Origin of the sequence: uncultured Roseobacter sp., from assembly GCF_947488185.1 — a bacterium.
Taxonomy (GTDB): Bacteria; Pseudomonadota; Alphaproteobacteria; order Rhodobacterales; family Rhodobacteraceae; genus Roseobacter.
Genome location: NZ_CANKYM010000007.1, coordinates 66,657 through 83,070, shown reverse-complemented (window position 1 = coordinate 83,070; position 16,414 = coordinate 66,657). Strand labels below are relative to the sequence as shown.

The window sequence follows — 16,414 nt, the reverse complement described above, 5'->3', positions numbered from 1 at the left end:
AAATGCAAGGTATGATCGTGCGCAATCACCTCAAACGGGTCGAAGACGCCCTCGATGCCCAGGCGGGGGTCGTCCTTCTCGGGCCGCGTCAGGTCGGCAAGACCACGCTCGCCCAGGACATCGCGGAGACCCGCGAGGCGATCTATCTCGACATGGAGCGGACCGCGGACCGGCAGATCCTCGAGGAGCCCGATCTCTATCTCGATGCGCAGATGGGCAAGCTGGTGGTGATTGACGAGGTGCAGCTGATGCCGGGGCTGTTTGGTGCCCTTCGGGGGCAGATCGACCGCCGTCGCCGGGCCGGGCACCGCACCGGGCAATTCCTGCTCCTGGGGTCGGCCTCCAATACGCTGTTGCAGCAAAGCGCAGAATCGCTGGCAGGCCGGGTCAGCTATCACGAACTGACCCCCTTCACGCTGGATGAAGTGGAGCAGGGGGCCTTGCAGAGGCTCTGGCTGCGCGGCGGCTTTCCCGACAGCTTCCTGGCTCAGTCGGACCGGGCCAGCCTGAGCTGGCGCGAGGATTTCATTCGAACCTATCTCGAACGCGACATCCCGAGCTTCGGCCTGCGCATCCCGGCCGAAACCCTGCGGCGGTTCTGGACCATGCTGGCCCATGAGCAGGGCGGGCTCTTGAATGCGGCAAAGCTGGCGGCGGGGCTGGGTGTCTCCGGCCAAAGCATTGCGCGCTATCTCGATCTGCTGGTGGACCTGATGCTGGTGCGACGGCTCCCGCCCTGGCACGCGAATACCGGCAAGCGGCTCGTCAAATCACCCAAGGTCTATATCCGCGATGCGGGCCTGACCCACGCGCTTTTGGGACTTGAGACGTCCGAGGCGCTGCTCGGTCATCCGGTGGTCGGCGGCTCCTGGGAAGGCTTCTGCATCGAAAACCTGATCGCGGCGGCCCCGCGTGGCACCGAAGCCAGTTTCTATCGCTCCTCGGCCGGGGCCGAGATCGACCTGATCCTGAAATTGCCCGGCGGCGCGCTTTGGGCCATTGAGATCAAACGCACGACCAGTCCCAAGGTCACCCGCGGATTTCATATCGCCGCTGACGATCTCGACGTGGCGGAGCGGCTTCTGGTCTATGCCGAGACCCGCGAAGTGCCGGGGCAGGGCGGGCTCCGTGCCATGCCGCTCTCGGCCGCAATCGACCGGCTGCGCGCGCTCTAGGAGCGCGTCTCGGCCTGGGTTCCAGGCCAATCCGCGGCCCAAGCCCCGATGACACGGGGCTGATCAATCCTCGACCCGCCTGCTTGCTGCGCCTCCCGTCAGGTCCCCTGTGCGAGCAGGGGAGCGCGGGCCTGACAGACGCCACCGCCAGCGCAATGGCCTGCCCGCGCCGGTCGCGGACGCTCCCCCGTGTTGACCATGCGCCGTCGGCTCACGGCGTCCGTCCTGCCTTTTCGCGTCCCGCACGAGGGACCTGCCGAAAGGAGGACATCATGGCACATCGACCTGACATCTACACCCGCGTCACCGCGAAGATCATCGCCGATCTCGAAGCCGGGACCCAACCTTGGCACAAGCCCTGGAACGCCGAACATCTTGCGGGGCGGATTTCCCGACCCTTGCGGCACAACGGGGTCGCCTATCGCGGTCTCAACATCGTCCTGCTCTGGGCCGCCTCGGTTGCCAAAGGCTTCGCCGCGCCGACCTGGATGACCTATCGTCAGGCGTCAGAACTCGGCGGCCAGGTGCGCAAGGGCGCAAAGGGCGAGCTGGTCGTCTATGCAGACACCTTCCGCAAAACCGAAACTGACGCGGCCGGTCAGGACCGCGAGGTCGCGATCCCCTTCATGAAAGGCTACACGGTTTTCAACGTCGACCAATTCGAGGGCCTTCCCGAGGGGTTCTATGCCGTCCCAGAGCCGATACTCGACACAGTCGAGCGCGATGCAGCTGCAGACGCCTTCTTTGGAGCCACGGGGGCCGACATTCGTCACGGGGGAACCCAGGCCTATTACGCCGTTGAGCCGGACTACGTGCAGATGCCGTCCTTCGAGACTTTCCAAGACCCAGAGAGCTACTACGCAACACTCGGTCATGAGATCACCCACTGGACCCGCCATCCCGATCGCCTGGACCGGAGTTTCGGTCGAAAACGCTGGGGCGATGAAGGCTATGCGCAAGAGGAGCTTGTCGCGGAACTGGGCGCTGCGTTTCTGGCCGCCGATCTGGGATTGTCGCCGGATCCGCGCCCGGAGCATGCCGCCTATATCGATCATTGGCTTCGCGGTCTTCGAAGCGACACGCGATATATCTTCCAGGCCGCGGCCCATGCACAGCGTGCGGTCGATTTTCTGCACGGTCTGCAACCGGATCAGGACGAGGCAGTCGCTTAGGCGGTCTCAAAATAGACCTGCCTAAGGGTTCGCAGGTGACGGTTCCGGACCTTCATCGCGCCAATAATCGGTGGCGGCAATGCGGGACTTTCCGGACTTTTGCAACTGCGGCCACTGCTGACGCAGCATCTGATTGCAGGTGCAGCGCATTTTCCGCTACGCTGCAACTCCCGTCGCCAGAGCGGTCATTCATAGGTCCTACATCCGTCCGGCAAAGGCCCCAATTTTCGCTGCATGATAGTCAGAGCGTCGAGATTCGGACGAAACAACCTGCGGCTGGGAATGCGTTAAGTTGTGCCTGATGGCGATGACAATTGCACGGGATGTCTCTTTTCCGTCGGAATATCAGGTCATTGTGTCGACAAACGCGTATCGTTCCGCGCGCTTACGTTAGGTCTGTTCGAGCACTTTTCGCGCAACACGAAAGCACTGCAACGCCTGCGGCACGCCACAGTAAATCCCGATGACATGAATGATCGCGCGGATTTCATCCTGGGTGACGCCGTTGTTGATCGCACCTTTGCAGTGAATTTCCCATTCATGCATTTTCCCCAAAGCCCCGATCATCGACAGGTTCATCATGGACCGTGTCTTGGCGTCGATGACATCATCGCCCCAGCCAAAGCCCCAGCACCAGGCTGTCATCGCCTCTTGAAACGGACGCGTGAAATCATCGGCTGCGGCAAGGTTCTTTTCGACATATTCCGCGCCGAGCGTCGCTTTGCGCTGCTCCAAGCCCTTCACAAAAAGATCTTCGTCGAATGCACTCATGTTTTAGCCCTTCAATTTGATGGCGTCATTTTCTACGCGCTCATCCAAGTTTGATCGCGATGTTCTTGGTCTGCACGTAGTTCCAGAGAGCTTCGCGGCCTTTTTCGCGCCCGTAGCCCGACTTGCCATAGCCGCCAAACGGCGTCTCCACCCCGCCAGCATACCATTCATTGACGAAGACCTGACCGGCCCGTAACTGCCGCGCCGCGGTCGTCGCGCGGTCGAGGTCGCGGGTAAAGACGCCGCCGACCAGACCGTAAGGCGTGCCGTTTGCGATCCTGATTGCGTCATCGTCGGATGTGAATTTCAGAACCGACAGGACGGGGCCAAAGACCTCTTCGTTCGCAATTGCCATACCGGGTTCGACGTTCGTCACGATGGTGGGTTCAAGGAACGCGCCGGGGATGTTCAGCTTACGGCCCCCCGTCGCGACTTGCGCCCCTTCTCCTTGTGCCGCACCAATCATATCGGCCACGCGGTTGCATTGTGCCTCGGACACCATCGCACCCATTGTCGGGCCGAATTCAGGTTGGTCGATTCCGGGCCCAACCGTCAACGACTGCGCCACGCCAACCATGCGGTCCACAAGTTCATCGTGGACACTTTCGTGCACGATCACACGGCTCATAGCAGAACACACTTGTCCCGCGTTGAAATAGATGCCCCAGCGAACATCGTTTTCAAATGCATCCAGATCCGCGTCGTCATGCACAATCGCAGCGGACTTCCCGCCGAGTTCGAGGACGCAAGGCACCACATTCTTTGCGGCTGCACTGGCAATGGCGACACCGGTTGGCACCGACCCGGTAAAGACGATCTGGTTGACCGCGGGGTGCGCTGACAAAGTCGCCCCCGCCTCATTGCCAAAACCGCACAGGATGTTGACCGCACCTTTCGGCAGTCCCACGGCCTCTGCGGCATGGGCGAACCACGCGTTGCTGAGGGGGGTTAATTCCGGCGTCTTGATCACACAGGCATTGCCGGTCGCCAAGGCCGCCGACAAAGATCGTGCCGTCATTTCAACGGGGTAGTTCCACGGAATGATTTGGGCCGAGACGCCGAATGGCTCATTGGTCGTGAAATCGAAATAGCCCTTGCCAAGCGGGATCGAACGGCCCTCAACCGTTTCAGCCTGATTGCCATAGTATTCGAAATAGCGGGCCGCGCCTTCGACTTCGATCCGGGCCTCCCATAGCGGTTTGCCCTGTTCCAGCGTGAGGACAGGGGCAATTTCGTCGATGTTATCGAGCAGGTAGCGCCCCATGGCCTGCACCATGCGACCGCGATCAACCGGGCGCAGATCAGACAACGCACCCGACATATGCACCCTCTGCGCCGCCATGACTGCTCGGTCCACATCCGCAGCGTCCGCAAGCGCCTGTTCCGCCAGCCTTTCCCCCGTTCCCGGGTTGATCACGTCGATCCGCCCCGCGCTGCCATCCACCCAGGCACCGTCGATGTAGTTTTGCCAATACGCCTTCATGCGGGGGTGATCCGATGCTGATAGAGGTGGTCATAATGCGGCTTCATCCGTCTGTAGACACGGCGCACACGCTCGGGCGCGTCTGCGACCTCGACATAGCGCCGCTTTTGTGGCGTGAGGCCGGTGGACTGCGCGAGGTTGGCATGGAACGACCCACCATCCCACCAACTATGCGCCGACGGATCGCCGCCCGGCTCCCACGACATCGCTTCAGGCAGGAAAGGAAGGCCAACCGCGTCGCAAAAGGCCGCGACCATGGTGTCGGGGTCTTCCAGCAGATCATCGCTGTCGATGACGGGCGGCGGCGCACCGTTCAACGCGGTGAGTAAGTCAAACAAGGCGCGCTGCTCGGGAAAGCCAACCTCAAGCTCATCGAAATCGGGCCACTTGTCATACATGCTCGAAATCGTCTTCGCCGGATCGCGGATCAGGAAAGCATGGGTGAAATGCGCCAAGAAGTCGGGCGTCCACATGTGATTGATGTAGTGTGGAAAATCCTTGAGGAAGACCGGCCCCTTTTCCGCGCGGGCTTGGATATCGTCCCAGACGCTTTCAATCGTCAGACCAGGGGTCGTTTTCTCACCGCCTTTGAAGCGGGGCCAAAGCGGGTCTTCACCCTGATACCATGCCTCGCCAAACGGTTCGTGTAGGCAGTCGAGGTCTCCGCGTTGGCGCATCATCCATTCGAAGGCGGTCGAGGTGGAACGGGGGATCGCCCAGAGTGCGATGATCTTATGCATGCAGGCTCTCCAACAGCGCACTTTGGGGTGTTGTGGGTGCAATCCCAAGATCTTTCATGATCCGCCAATAAAGGGCGGTGTCATGGCCGATGACAGGCTTGCCAAGCTTGGCCTCGGTATCGCGCGCGAGGTGGAGGGGGCGCTGCGGCAATCCACCCGGCCCGGATCGGAAATTGCACATGCCGTTGATGAGGTAGGCATCGGCATTTGGCGCTTTTTCCGCAACATAGGCGAAGCTTTTGTCGAACAGCTCGCCATCGAAAATCCAGCGCTTGGCGTTGACGGTTTCCTGATCAGGAAACCAGCCCTGATCGACGAAATTTCCGGCCCAAAGCACGTCAAACCCGGCCTCGCGCAGGAACCCGACCGTGCCTAGCCACCACTCCGGCCAATGGTAGGCCGCATTCAGCGCCACCTTTTCGACGTTCATGGCGCGCAGCGCCTCGACCATCGCATAGCCTGCCATGTGAAAGCGCGTCTCAAATCTCTCGGACAGGTCAGCGCAGTGTTGGCGGATGCCCTCAACCCCCAACCCGCTCGCGTGCACCCAGTTCGAGCCGACCTGCCCGCAAACATCGACGCCGTTTCGTGACATGCAATGGACGAATTCTTCGAGCATGCCAAAATTCTTTTTTCGCTGGTCGAGACCATGCACGTAGTCGGGCACATGCAGCATCCAGCCATGCACGCCGACGGTGTCAGGACAGATGCGCAAGAAATCTGACGGAGCCGCGTCGTAGTCGAATGGCGGGCAAGTGAACCCAACCTGATGGGGAAAGAGTTTTTGCTCGGCCGTCCACTTTTCGGGCATTGCAAGATCAGCCATCAATCGCCTCTTTCATCCAGCGTTGCAGGTGCATCACAGGATGCTCTGAATTCACCCCGCCCTTAGGATCCACGACCAATGGCCCCGGTACATAGCCACGCGACTTGAGACCACGATGGACGGATTCGACCAGATGGATATCCTCTTCCACGGTGGTTGCCCGATCCTGCTGTGCGAGCTTGCGGACCTTCTCATCGTCAATGCCCCCAACAGAGTACCAGCCCCGCCAGACCACCACGTGATCTGCATCGATCGCCCGCCAGTGATAGGTGTTCAGCACATTGCCCGGGTAGACCTGAAAGCTGAACATCGGCCACAGGAACCAGCTTGAATATTCGTGGGAATGGGCAAAGCCCGAGTCGATGTCGTAGGTCATCTGCTCCAGCGCCTGACATTCCGTCGTGTGGCGCAGGCATTTGCCTTGCGGTTGGATGTCATAGGTCTCGGGCTTGACCACACCATTGGCAAAAGTCGGGTGATTGAGGGAGCAGTGATAGCATTCTGAGTAGTTCTCGACCGAAACTTTCCAGTTGCAATTCTCCGGAATCTCAACCCATTCGAGCGGTTCCAATTCGGCCCAGTTTGGCACCCACTCTTCCAGTTCGGCCCGCGCGTTTGGGAACCAGTCTTCCATGGGGGCGGCATCCGGATCGAGGTTCACGAAGACAAAGCCAAGAAAGGTTTCCGCCCTCACTTCGGTCAGGCAGATGCTGGATGTGTCGAACCCCTCAACGGCTTTGATATTTGGCCCGGCCCGCAGCTGGCCAGTCAGCTCATAGGTCCATGCGTGATAGGGGCAAACGACAACGCGCGTAGTGCCGGTTCCGCTCACCAACTGATGCGCGCGGTGCTGGCAGACGTTGTAGAACACACGGATTTTGTCGTCGCGCCCGCGGATCGCAAAGAGGCTTTCGCCCGCAATCTCAAACGTGGCATAGTCGCCGGTTTTCGCAAGCTGTGATGCATGGCATCCGAACTGCCATGTCAGGGCGAGCAAGCCGTCGGTCTCCAGTTTGAAAACGGCAGGATCGGTGTAGTAGCGCGCGGCGAGCGATTTGATCGGGCCGGTCATCCGTCCTCTCTGTGATAAAGGCCAAGCTGGTGGCGGCGTTTATGGAACGTCTCAACCCGTTGTGGGATTTCGTCACTGGCCACGGCAATGACGAAGGATAGCAACGTCTCCAGCAAGGCGATGATGCTGACCGAGGACGGGAAAAACTGCGGGGTTTCGACCGATACCACGAAACCGTGGTCGGCCATGCGAATGATCGGGCTGGCGGGGCTGTCTGACAAGGCCACGATGACCATGCCCTGTTCCCGTGCGATCTTCACCGCCTCCACCACTTCGGACCGATAAGGTTTGCAGGTGATCGCGATCAGGATATCGCGGCCATCCGCCCAGGCCAGGTCATCCACCGGCGTGGACCCGGGACGCGGAATGGCATGGAATTCGGTCATGCCGGTTGAGGCGAGGTAGGTGAAGTTCCGCGCGACCGAATTGTTGACACCTACACCCAGCGTGAAAACCCGCCGCGCATTCCAGATCGCCTCTGCCGCCAGTTTCAGCTTGTCTAAGGAGATGCCGGCGAAAGTCTCCTCGATATTCGCCATCACATCACGGACCATGTCGGCATAAAGTCCACCAAGTTCGCCGGACTTGGAAATGTCCTGCAGCCAGCGTGCACGATCCGGGAAATCTGCAGCGCCTTTCCGAATGGCGTCACGGAAGGGCGCACGGAAGTCCTCGTACCCCTCAAAGCCCACCTGCCGTGCCATCCGCACCACGGTGTTCGGTTTCACATTCGCCGCCTCGGCAATCTCGCGCACTGTCGAGACCCCAACATCGCGCGGATTTTCCAGCACGTATGTTGCCGCCTTGCGCGCCTCTGGCGTCAGCTCTGACAGCTCACCGGCCAGCCGCTCCAGAATCGTTGATGATACATTTGTCCCATTCATGATTGACGATGGTACTTTTGTCCGATTAGCCTGTCGAGAGAAAAAAGCGACTCATCAAAGGACATTCCATTGGCGCATAAATTTCCCAGCCACGCCCGCGTTGTCATTGTTGGCGGTGGCGTCATGGGCGTCGGCCTTGCCTATCACCTCGGGCACGAAGGGTGGGGCGCGGACACTGTGCTCCTTGAGAAGGCCGAACTGACCTCGGGCAGCACATGGCACGCGGCGGGGCAGATCACCCATTCGACCTCCAGTTTCGGGTTGGGCAAATGCGTGGATTACAACATCGGGCTCTATTCCGGTGGGTTGGAGTCCGAGACCGGACAGCCCGTGACCTGGCACGGCTGCGGGTCCTTCCGGTTGGCCTATACCGAGGACGAGATGGACTGGCTGCGTCACACGCTGTCGGTCGGGCGGTCGCTAGGGTTCAATATCGCGCTTGTCGGTACCGAAGACATCGCCAGGCTTCACCCGTTCTATAACCTCGACGGCGTCCTTGGGGCGCTATACACGCCCGATGACGGCCACGTCGACCCCAGCAACGTGACGATGGCCATGGCCGCCGGAGCGCGGCAGAAAGGCGTGCAGATCATCCGGCAATGCCGCGCCACCAACATCACGCAGTTGCCCTCCGGTGAGTGGCAGGTCGAAACGGAGAAAGGCACGATCACCTGCGAACATGTGGTCAATGCAGGCGGCACCTATGCGCGGCAGATGGGCGAATGGTCTGGTCTGCAACTGCCAATGACCTCAATGACGCACCATTATTTTGTGACCGAACCCGTGCCGGAGTTTGAGGCTCTGGACACCGAACTGCCCGTGATCCGCGACGACAAAAAGGTGTCGGGCTACATCCGGATGGAACAAAAGCGTGGGCTGATCGGGATCTACGAAAAAGAGAATCCGAACTCCGTCTGGCACGACCATTGCCCGTGGGACTATGAAAACTGGCTCTTCGATGCGGATTATGACCGGGTCATGCCATACCTGGAGGAAAGCCTGAACCGCATGCCGATCTTCGCGGATCTTGGCATCCAGCGCGAGGTCCACGGCGCGATCAGCCATCCGCCCGACGGCAACCCGCTGATCGGTCCCGCACCCGGCGTGCGCAACTACTGGTGCTGCTGCGGCACGCAGATTGGGATCGGCTGGGGGCCGGGCCTGACGCGTGAACTGGCACGCTGGATGGTGCACGGGGCGGCGGATATCTCGATGCGCGAGTATGATCCGCGTCGTTTTGGCAGCTATGCCACGAAGGATTGGCAGGTGGTGAAGGCGGAAGAGGACTACTGCCTGCGCCACGAAATCCCCTTCCCTCATTTTAACCGGCTGGCCGGGCGGCCGATCAAACCCTCCCCGCTTCATGACCTGCTCAAAGCCAAAGGCGCCGTGCACGAGGAAGTCTACGGCTTTGAACGTCCGCGCTTCTTTGCCAAAGGTATCCCGCAGGAAGACCACTATTCCTTCAACCGCACTCCTGTCGACGACATGGTCGCAACCGAAGTAAAAGCCGTCCGCAACAGCGTCGGTATCATGGACGTGACCGCCTTTACCAAGGTGCTGGTCTCTGGCCCCGACGCCTATGCGCTGCTGGATCGCCTCACCGCGAACCGGATGCCGCAGAATGTCGGCTCGATCACCCTGACCCATATGCTCAATCGCGCGGGCCGGATTGAGCTGGAAACCACCATCGTACGGATGGCTGAGGACAAGTTTTATCTGGTCTGTGCCGCGTTCTTTGAGCAGCGCTTGCTGGATCATCTGGCCCACAACCACGCCGAAGAGGACGTGACGATCACAGCCCTGTCCTCTGAATGGAGCGCGCTGTCACTCAACGGCCCAAAAGCGCGCGACGTGCTGGCGACCTGCACCGATGCGGACCTTTCAAACGCGGGGTTCCGCTGGTTGTCTGCTCAGGAAATCACCGTGGCTGGCCACAAAATCTGGGCGTTCCGTATGTCTTATGCAGGCGAGCTGGGCTGGGAATTCCATATGCCCCAGACCGCCTGCCTGGACGTCTACAATGCGCTTTGGACGGCGGGTGAGGCCCACGGCATCGCCGACTACGGCTCCTTCGCAATGAACGCCATGCGGATGGAGAAAGGCTTCAAAGGGGCGGGCGAACTCACCAACGAGGTCACGCTGGCCGAAGCCGACGTGCTGCGCTTCGCACGTACCGACAAGTATTACCTTGGACGCGACCAAACCCTGAACACCGATCTGCCCTGGGTCTGCGCCTATCTGGAAATTGAGCCCGACGGCGTTGCGGATGGCCACGGCGGCGAAGCGGTGATGCGAGACGGCAAGGTGGTCGGCTCCACTGCCTCCGTCGCCTATGGCCCAACCGTCGGCAAGATTCTGGCCTTTGCCTATATCAAGCCAGAGGCCGCAGCACCCGGTACCGCGCTTGAGGTTGTCATTCACGGCGCACCGCGCGCCGCCAAGGTGCTGGGTGAGCCAGCCTATGACCCGCAAAGCCTGCTGCCGCGCACAGATGTAGCAAAAGAGGCCGCCGAATGACCTTGCCAACAACAATGGGGGCCATGGTCACCATGGGCCACGGCGGTCTGGATCAGATGATCTGGCATGGCGCTTGGCCGCGCCCTGATCCGGCTCCGGATGAAGTTCTGATCAAGGTGGGTGCCTGCGGGTTGAACAACACGGACGTGAACACGCGATCGGGATGGTATTCCAAAGCGGTGACGGAGGCCACAACCGGTGGCGCGTTTGAGGAGGTCGGCGAGGACGACCCGACATGGGGCGGTGCCCCCATCACATTTCCACGCATCCAAGGCGCGGATGTCTGCGGCGAAATCGTTGCGGTTGGTGCGGATATTGATCCGTCCCGCATTGGCGAACGGGTGATTACGGACGGTTGGCTGCGGGACGCCGAGGACCTCGATAACCTTGATAAGACCGGCTATTTCGGGTCCGAGCGTGACGGTGGTTTTGCTGAATACACAACAACGCCGGCGCGCAATGCTCTTGCCATCAATTCGGACCTGACGGACGCTGAACTCGCGACGTTCTCGTGCTCCTATTCCACCGCCGAGGGCATGTTGACCCGTGCCAGCGTGACACATGCCGACACCGTGCTGGTCCCCGGCGCATCAGGCGGCGTGGGCGGTGCGTTGGTGCAACTGGCCAAACGCCGCGGCGCGCGGGTGATCGCGATGGCGTCTGATGCGAAACATGGCGAGGTGGCGAAACTTGGCCCCGACGCGATTTTGCCACGCGCCCCCACGGACCTCCGGGCGGCACTCGGAGCAGAGCGGATCACCGTCGTTGCCGATATCGTCGGTGGTCCATACTGGCCAACACTCATCGACGTCCTTGAACGCGGAGGACGCTACACCTGCTCAGGAGCTATCGCAGGCCCCATGGTCGATCTTGATCTGCGCACGCTCTATCTGCGCGACCTGACCTTCACCGGGTCGACCGTAATCCCCCCCGAGGTCATGCCGAACCTGATCCGCTACATCGAACAGGGCGAGATCAAACCCGTGCTCGCCGCGACATACCGGCTCGACCAACTCCGCGAGGCACAGGCCGCCTTCATCGCAAAAGAGCACACCGGCAACATCGTGGTCGTGCCGAAGGCGCGCGAGGATACGGCCCCGTGAAAATCACCCGCATCCGCATCTTCAAGACCGATCTGCCTTACGTTGGCGGGGCCTATGTCTGGGGTGCGGGCAATGCCATCAGGATCGCAAAGGCAAGCGTCGTTGTCATAGATACAGACGCAGGCCTGCAGGGTTGCGGTGAATTCACCCCATGTGGCGAAAACTATATGGTCGCGCATTCGGAAGGGGTGGAGGCCTTTGCCCGCCTCGCCGCATCGAACCTGCTGGGCGAGGACCCCCGGCAAGTCGCGCGGATCGAACAGGTCATGGATCATACGGTGCAAGGGCACGGCTATGCCAAAGCCCCGTTCGATGCAGCCTGCTGGGACATTCTGGGCCAAGCTTGCAACCAGCCTGTTTGGATGCTTCTCGGGGGCAAACTTACGGACGGCGCACCGATGTACCGGGTGGCCCCACAAAAAGCGACCGAAGAAACCCTTACCGAAATGGAACGCTACCGGGCGGAGGGATATCGGCAATTCCAGATCAAGGTCGGCGGCGATTGGACGTCAGACATTGATCGGATCAAAGCCGGCGTCGCGCTGCTTCACCCCGGGGAAAAGGCGATGGCCGATGCCAATCAGGGCTGGCGCGTCGACAACGCCATTCGTGTTGCCCGCGCAACGGCAGATTTGGACTACATCCTGGAACAACCCTGCCGCACGTATGAGGAATGCCAGCAGGTCCGCCGCGTGGCCCGACAGCCGATGAAACTGGATGAATGCGTGACCGACATTTCGGTCGCGCAGCGGATCGTTGCGGATCGGGGGGCCGAGATCTGTTGCCTGAAGCTCTCGAACCTTGGCGGGTTGTCCAAGGCCCGTCGCGTTCGCGACTACCTCGTGGACAACCGTATCCCTGTCGTATCGGAAGACACGTGGGGCGGCGAAATCACCACCGCCGTGGTCGCGCATTTTGCGGCCTCAACGCCCCCGGACTACCTGCAAAACACCACAGATCTGATGAACTACAATACCCGATCGACAGGAATTGGCGGTGCCTGGGCGAAGGATGGAAAACTCTATGCGCCTGATACGCCGGGCTTGGGGGTCACGCCGGACTTCGACAGCCTCGGCGCACCAGTGGCGGAGTATACAGCTTGAAGATCACGCGCCTTTCCGTGTTTCAGGTCGATCTGCCGCTTGAGCACCCCTATTGGCTCTCTGGTGGTCGGCTCAAGTTTGAGGTGCTCGACGCGACGCTCGTCAAGATCGAGACCGATGCAGGCATCACCGGCTGGGGTGAGGGAACGCCCTGGGGGCACACATATGTCCCTGCCCATGGCCCCGGCATCCGTGCGGGGATCGAGACGATGGCGTTCTTCATACTCGGCCTCGACCCGCGCAAAGTGCTTGATGTCGAACGCGCGATGGACCTTGCCTTGCCCGGCCACCTCTATGCCAAAAGCCCCATCGACATGGCGTGCTGGGACATTGCGGGGCAAGCCGCGGGGCTCCCGATTGCCGACCTGATGGGCGGCGGATCACGCACGCCGCGCCCCATCGCCTCCTCCGTGGGGGCCAAAACGGTGGACGAAACCCGCGCCGTCATCGAGCGCTATCGCCAACGCGGCTACGTCGCGCATTCCGTTAAGATTGGCGGGGACGTGGCGCCGGACATTGCCCGCATCCGCGACGTCGAAGACATGCGGCGCGACGGCGAAATCGTCCTGTACGATGTGAACCGTGGCTGGACCCGGCAACAGGCCTTGCGTGTCATGTCTGCGACCGAAGACCTGAACGCGATGTTTGAACAGCCGTGCGAAACGCTGGACGACATCGCGGCCATCAGCGGGAAACATGCGGCACCCGTGTCGGTCGACGAAAGCCTTGTCACGCTGCAAGACGCCGCCCGCATCGCACGCGATGGGCTGGCAGAGGTATTCGGCATCAAACTCAACCGTGTCGGTGGGCTGACCAAAGCGGCCCGCATGCGCGACATCGCGCTCTCCCATGGGATCGACATGTTTGTCATGGCAACCGGCGGCACCGTCCTCGCCGATACTGAAGCCCTGCATCTGGCGGCGACAATACCGGACGCCAACTGCCATGCTGTCTGGGCCTGTCAGGATATGATCACCATCGACATCGCCGGAGGCCGTGGGCCGCGCAATACGGATGGCCACCTGCATTTGCCAGACAATCCCGGCCTCGGCGTTCATCCGGACGAAGACACGCTGGGAAATCCGGTGGCAGTCTACGCATGAGGGTCACGCGCATCACCCTGTGGTCTGTCGACCTGACCAGCCATGAAACCTACTACATGGCCGAGGGTAAAACCTGCGACACGGTCAAAACCCACGTGCTGTGCCTTGAAACTGACACCGGCCTGCAAGGCTGGGGCGAAGTCTGCCCAATTCCGCATTACCTGCCCGCATTTGCGGATGGCGTGCCCAGTGCACTCACCGAAATGGCTCCGGAAATCCTAGGGATCAGCCCCTTCGGCGTCGACGCGCCCATGCGCAAGCTTGATGGTTTTCTGCAAGGACACCTCCATGCCAAATCCATTGTCGATATGGCACTCTGGGACCTGTTCGGCAAAGCGACGGGGCAACCGCTTTATGCCCTGCTGGGCGGGCGCACGCGGGCCGATATGCCGCTTTATCACTCGATCACCTGCATTGCCCCGGACGAGATGGCGCGGATCGCGAAAGAGGCTTACGCAACGGGCATCCGCCAGTTTCAGGTCAAACTGGGTGCCGACGCGGATTGGCAAGCAGATGCAGAACGTCTGATCAAAGTGCGCGAGGCTGTTGGCGCGGGGCCACTGGTCTACGGCGATTGGAACTGCGGCGCGACCAAACTGCACGCCACCCGCACAGGCCGTGCCGTAGCGCATCTCGACGTGATGCTCGAACAGCCCTGCAAGACACTCGAAGATTGCGCTGCCGTCCGAAATGCCACCGGTTTGCCCATGAAGATCGACGAAGGCGCTTACGATCTTGCCTCGCTAATGCGCGCGGCAGAGTTGGGCGTGTTGGACGCGGTCGCCCTGAAACTCTCGAAGTTCGGCGGTCTCTCGGCGATGCGCCGCGCCCGCGATCTGACCGTGCATCTGGGCGCGGAAATCTGCGCCGAATGTACTTGGGGGTCCGACGTCGTCACCGCCGCGTCGCTGCACTTTGCGGCCTCTACACCGCGTGGCGCGCTCCTCAACACCTGCGATCTGTCATCCTACGTCGGTCCGCGCATCGCGCCTGATTGCCCGACACGCACAGACGGTCGTATCGCACCGCCTGAAGGGCCGGGCCTTGGGGTGACACCTGACCCGGACGTGCTCGGCACACCCATCCTTGAGTTGAACTGAACACATGCAAAAACTGACCACCCAATCCGAATGGATCGCCCGCGCTCAATCCGTCCTGCCTGCGGGCGGATTTGGCAATTTCGACCCCGGCATCGTCATCGCGCGAGGCGAGGGAAGCCGCGTTTGGGACGAAGATGGCAACGAATACGTCGACTACCTGATCGGCTCCGGCCCCATGCTCCTCGGTCACGGTCACCCGGAGGTGATGGAGGCTGTATTGGAGCAACTCCCGAAGGGCATGACGTTCTTTGCCAACAACGCCAAAGGCATCGCACTGGCCGAGGCAATCGTCGAAGCCGTGCCCTGTTGTGAACAAGTCAGGTTCGTCGCGTCGGGTGGAGAGGCAGATATGTATGCCATCCGCCTCGCGCGCGCCTATACGGGTCGCAACAAGATCCTGAAGTTTGAAGGCGGCTATCATGGCATGAGCGCAGAGGCACAGATGAGCCTTGCGCCCGAGCGGCGCGTTAACTTCCCGCAAGCCGTGCCGGACAGCGCGGGTATCCCGCAAAGCGTTGCCGATCAGATGCTGATTGCGCCCTTCAACGATCTGGCCGCTGTTGAGGCTTTGCTGATCGAACACAACGACATTGCCGCTATCATCGCCGAGCCGCTGCAACGGATCATTCCTGCCGCACCCGGTTTTCTGCAGGGCCTGCGCAATCTGTGCGACAAGCACGGCGTGTTGCTGATCTTTGATGAGATCGTCACGGGGTTCAGGCTGGCCTACGGCGGGGCACAGGAACGCTATGGCGTGACGCCGGATATCTGCACGCTGGGCAAGATTATCGGCGGGGGGTTTCCGCTTGCCGCCCTCGGGGCGAGCGCCGAGATCATGCAGCATTTCGACAAATCTATCGTGGGGGGTGACAAATGGCTGATGCAACTTGGCACACTTTCGGGCAATCCGATTGCGGCGGCGGCGGGTCTCAAGACCATGGAAATCCTGAAGCGCGACGGCAGCTATGACAGCCTCCGCGACATCGGCCGCAGGTTGCAGGAAATGCAAAGCAGCGCGCTCGACGCAGTAGAGATCCCACACAAAATCTGCGGGGACGAGACCCTTTTTGATATTTTCTTCACGACCGGGGCGTGCCGTGACTACCGCACAGCCAAGCATGACGATCCCGCACGGAATGCAACCTACAACAAGGCGCTGCGTCAGCACGGGATATTCAAGTCACCGGGTAAGCTCTATCCGTCACTCGCGATCACCGCGGAGGATCTGGAGAAGACGAAATTCGCAGTTGAACAGGCTGCGAAATCCATTTCGCCGACCTGAGAGGCAGGTAATTTCCTGGAATTGGAACACCTGCGATCTGCACAGCGCTGCCAAGTCAATAGTTCGGTATCGGTTATTGC

Annotated in this window: 14 protein-coding genes; 8 read left to right on the top strand and 6 right to left on the bottom strand. The window is 60.9% G+C overall.

Annotated elements, in window-relative coordinates:
* The first annotated feature begins 2 nt into the window (after positions 1–2).
* Both Q1A52_RS21435 and Q1A52_RS21430 read left to right on the top strand, forming a co-directional pair.
* The gene (locus Q1A52_RS21435) at positions 3–1,175 is read left to right on the top strand and encodes an ATP-binding protein (protein ID WP_300019804.1); all 1,173 of its coding nucleotides are present in this window, start codon (positions 3–5) and stop codon (positions 1,173–1,175) included.
* 272 nt (positions 1,176–1,447) lie between these two features.
* Positions 1,448–2,347 (top strand): zincin-like metallopeptidase domain-containing protein, encoded by a 900-nt coding sequence (locus Q1A52_RS21430; protein WP_300019803.1) that lies wholly within the window; start codon positions 1,448–1,450, stop codon positions 2,345–2,347.
* A gap of 390 nt (positions 2,348–2,737) precedes the next feature.
* Here Q1A52_RS21430 and Q1A52_RS21425 read toward each other — a convergent pair whose 3' ends face one another.
* The 6 genes from Q1A52_RS21425 to Q1A52_RS21400 are packed head-to-tail and all read right to left on the bottom strand — an operon-like array spanning position 2,738 to position 8,123.
* The gene (locus Q1A52_RS21425; RefSeq protein WP_300019802.1) at positions 2,738–3,118 is read right to left on the bottom strand and encodes a carboxymuconolactone decarboxylase family protein; all 381 of its coding nucleotides are present in this window, start codon (positions 3,116–3,118) and stop codon (positions 2,738–2,740) included.
* A 40-nt stretch (positions 3,119–3,158) separates the two neighbouring features.
* A complete protein-coding gene (locus Q1A52_RS21420; RefSeq protein ID WP_300019801.1) occupies positions 3,159–4,601 on the bottom strand; it encodes an aldehyde dehydrogenase family protein in 1,443 nt (480 codons plus the stop codon).
* Positions 4,598–5,341, bottom strand: coding sequence for a sulfotransferase family protein (locus Q1A52_RS21415; protein ID WP_300019800.1), 744 nt, complete (start codon positions 5,339–5,341; stop codon positions 4,598–4,600). The genes Q1A52_RS21420 and Q1A52_RS21415 overlap by 4 nt, the downstream gene beginning before the upstream one ends.
* The gene (locus Q1A52_RS21410) at positions 5,334–6,167 is read right to left on the bottom strand and encodes a hypothetical protein (RefSeq protein ID WP_300019799.1); all 834 of its coding nucleotides are present in this window, start codon (positions 6,165–6,167) and stop codon (positions 5,334–5,336) included. The genes Q1A52_RS21415 and Q1A52_RS21410 overlap by 8 nt, the downstream gene beginning before the upstream one ends.
* Positions 6,160–7,239: an aromatic ring-hydroxylating dioxygenase subunit alpha gene (locus tag Q1A52_RS21405; RefSeq protein WP_300019798.1), complete on the bottom strand. Its 1,080-nt coding sequence runs from the start codon at positions 7,237–7,239 to the stop codon at positions 6,160–6,162. Before Q1A52_RS21405 ends, Q1A52_RS21410 begins: the two co-directional genes overlap by 8 nt.
* Positions 7,236–8,123, bottom strand: a complete 888-nt coding sequence (locus tag Q1A52_RS21400; RefSeq protein ID WP_300019797.1) for a MurR/RpiR family transcriptional regulator — start codon at positions 8,121–8,123, stop codon at positions 7,236–7,238. The genes Q1A52_RS21405 and Q1A52_RS21400 overlap by 4 nt, the downstream gene beginning before the upstream one ends.
* A gap of 69 nt (positions 8,124–8,192) precedes the next feature.
* Between Q1A52_RS21400 and Q1A52_RS21395 the strand changes: the two genes are divergently transcribed.
* From Q1A52_RS21395 to Q1A52_RS21370, 6 genes are read left to right on the top strand one after another with little or no spacing between them, the layout of a single operon-like run.
* The gene (locus Q1A52_RS21395) at positions 8,193–10,643 is read left to right on the top strand and encodes an FAD-dependent oxidoreductase (protein ID WP_300019796.1); all 2,451 of its coding nucleotides are present in this window, start codon (positions 8,193–8,195) and stop codon (positions 10,641–10,643) included.
* Positions 10,640–11,746 (top strand): alcohol dehydrogenase family protein, encoded by a 1,107-nt coding sequence (locus Q1A52_RS21390; RefSeq protein WP_300019795.1) that lies wholly within the window; start codon positions 10,640–10,642, stop codon positions 11,744–11,746. The genes Q1A52_RS21395 and Q1A52_RS21390 overlap by 4 nt, the downstream gene beginning before the upstream one ends.
* Positions 11,743–12,849: a mandelate racemase/muconate lactonizing enzyme family protein gene (locus Q1A52_RS21385; RefSeq protein WP_300019794.1), complete on the top strand. Its 1,107-nt coding sequence runs from the start codon at positions 11,743–11,745 to the stop codon at positions 12,847–12,849. Before Q1A52_RS21390 ends, Q1A52_RS21385 begins: the two co-directional genes overlap by 4 nt.
* Positions 12,846–13,952: a mandelate racemase/muconate lactonizing enzyme family protein gene (locus Q1A52_RS21380; RefSeq protein WP_300019793.1), complete on the top strand. Its 1,107-nt coding sequence runs from the start codon at positions 12,846–12,848 to the stop codon at positions 13,950–13,952. The genes Q1A52_RS21385 and Q1A52_RS21380 overlap by 4 nt, the downstream gene beginning before the upstream one ends.
* A complete protein-coding gene (locus Q1A52_RS21375) occupies positions 13,949–15,052 on the top strand; it encodes a mandelate racemase/muconate lactonizing enzyme family protein (protein WP_300019792.1) in 1,104 nt (367 codons plus the stop codon). Before Q1A52_RS21380 ends, Q1A52_RS21375 begins: the two co-directional genes overlap by 4 nt.
* A 4-nt stretch (positions 15,053–15,056) precedes the next feature.
* The gene (locus tag Q1A52_RS21370; protein ID WP_300019791.1) at positions 15,057–16,334 is read left to right on the top strand and encodes an aminotransferase class III-fold pyridoxal phosphate-dependent enzyme; all 1,278 of its coding nucleotides are present in this window, start codon (positions 15,057–15,059) and stop codon (positions 16,332–16,334) included.
* The last annotated feature ends 80 nt before the right edge of the window (positions 16,335–16,414 follow it).

Excerpts from the sequence above, each read along its gene's own strand:
- Q1A52_RS21435 (WP_300019804.1), top strand. The coding sequence starts at position 3 with ATGCAAGGTATGATCGTGCGCAATCACCTCAAACGGGTCGAAGACGCC.
- Q1A52_RS21430 (WP_300019803.1), top strand. The coding sequence starts at position 1,448 with ATGGCACATCGACCTGACATCTACACCCGCGTCACCGCGAAGATCATC.
- Q1A52_RS21425 (WP_300019802.1), bottom strand. The coding sequence starts at position 3,118 with ATGAGTGCATTCGACGAAGATCTTTTTGTGAAGGGCTTGGAGCAGCGC.
- Q1A52_RS21420 (WP_300019801.1), bottom strand. The coding sequence starts at position 4,601 with ATGAAGGCGTATTGGCAAAACTACATCGACGGTGCCTGGGTGGATGGC.
- Q1A52_RS21415 (WP_300019800.1), bottom strand. The coding sequence starts at position 5,341 with ATGCATAAGATCATCGCACTCTGGGCGATCCCCCGTTCCACCTCGACC.
- Q1A52_RS21410 (WP_300019799.1), bottom strand. The coding sequence starts at position 6,167 with ATGGCTGATCTTGCAATGCCCGAAAAGTGGACGGCCGAGCAAAAACTC.
- Q1A52_RS21405 (WP_300019798.1), bottom strand. The coding sequence starts at position 7,239 with ATGACCGGCCCGATCAAATCGCTCGCCGCGCGCTACTACACCGATCCT.
- Q1A52_RS21400 (WP_300019797.1), bottom strand. The coding sequence starts at position 8,123 with ATGAATGGGACAAATGTATCATCAACGATTCTGGAGCGGCTGGCCGGT.
- Q1A52_RS21390 (WP_300019795.1), top strand. The coding sequence starts at position 10,640 with ATGACCTTGCCAACAACAATGGGGGCCATGGTCACCATGGGCCACGGC.
- Q1A52_RS21375 (WP_300019792.1), top strand. The coding sequence starts at position 13,949 with ATGAGGGTCACGCGCATCACCCTGTGGTCTGTCGACCTGACCAGCCAT.
- Q1A52_RS21370 (WP_300019791.1), top strand. The coding sequence starts at position 15,057 with ATGCAAAAACTGACCACCCAATCCGAATGGATCGCCCGCGCTCAATCC.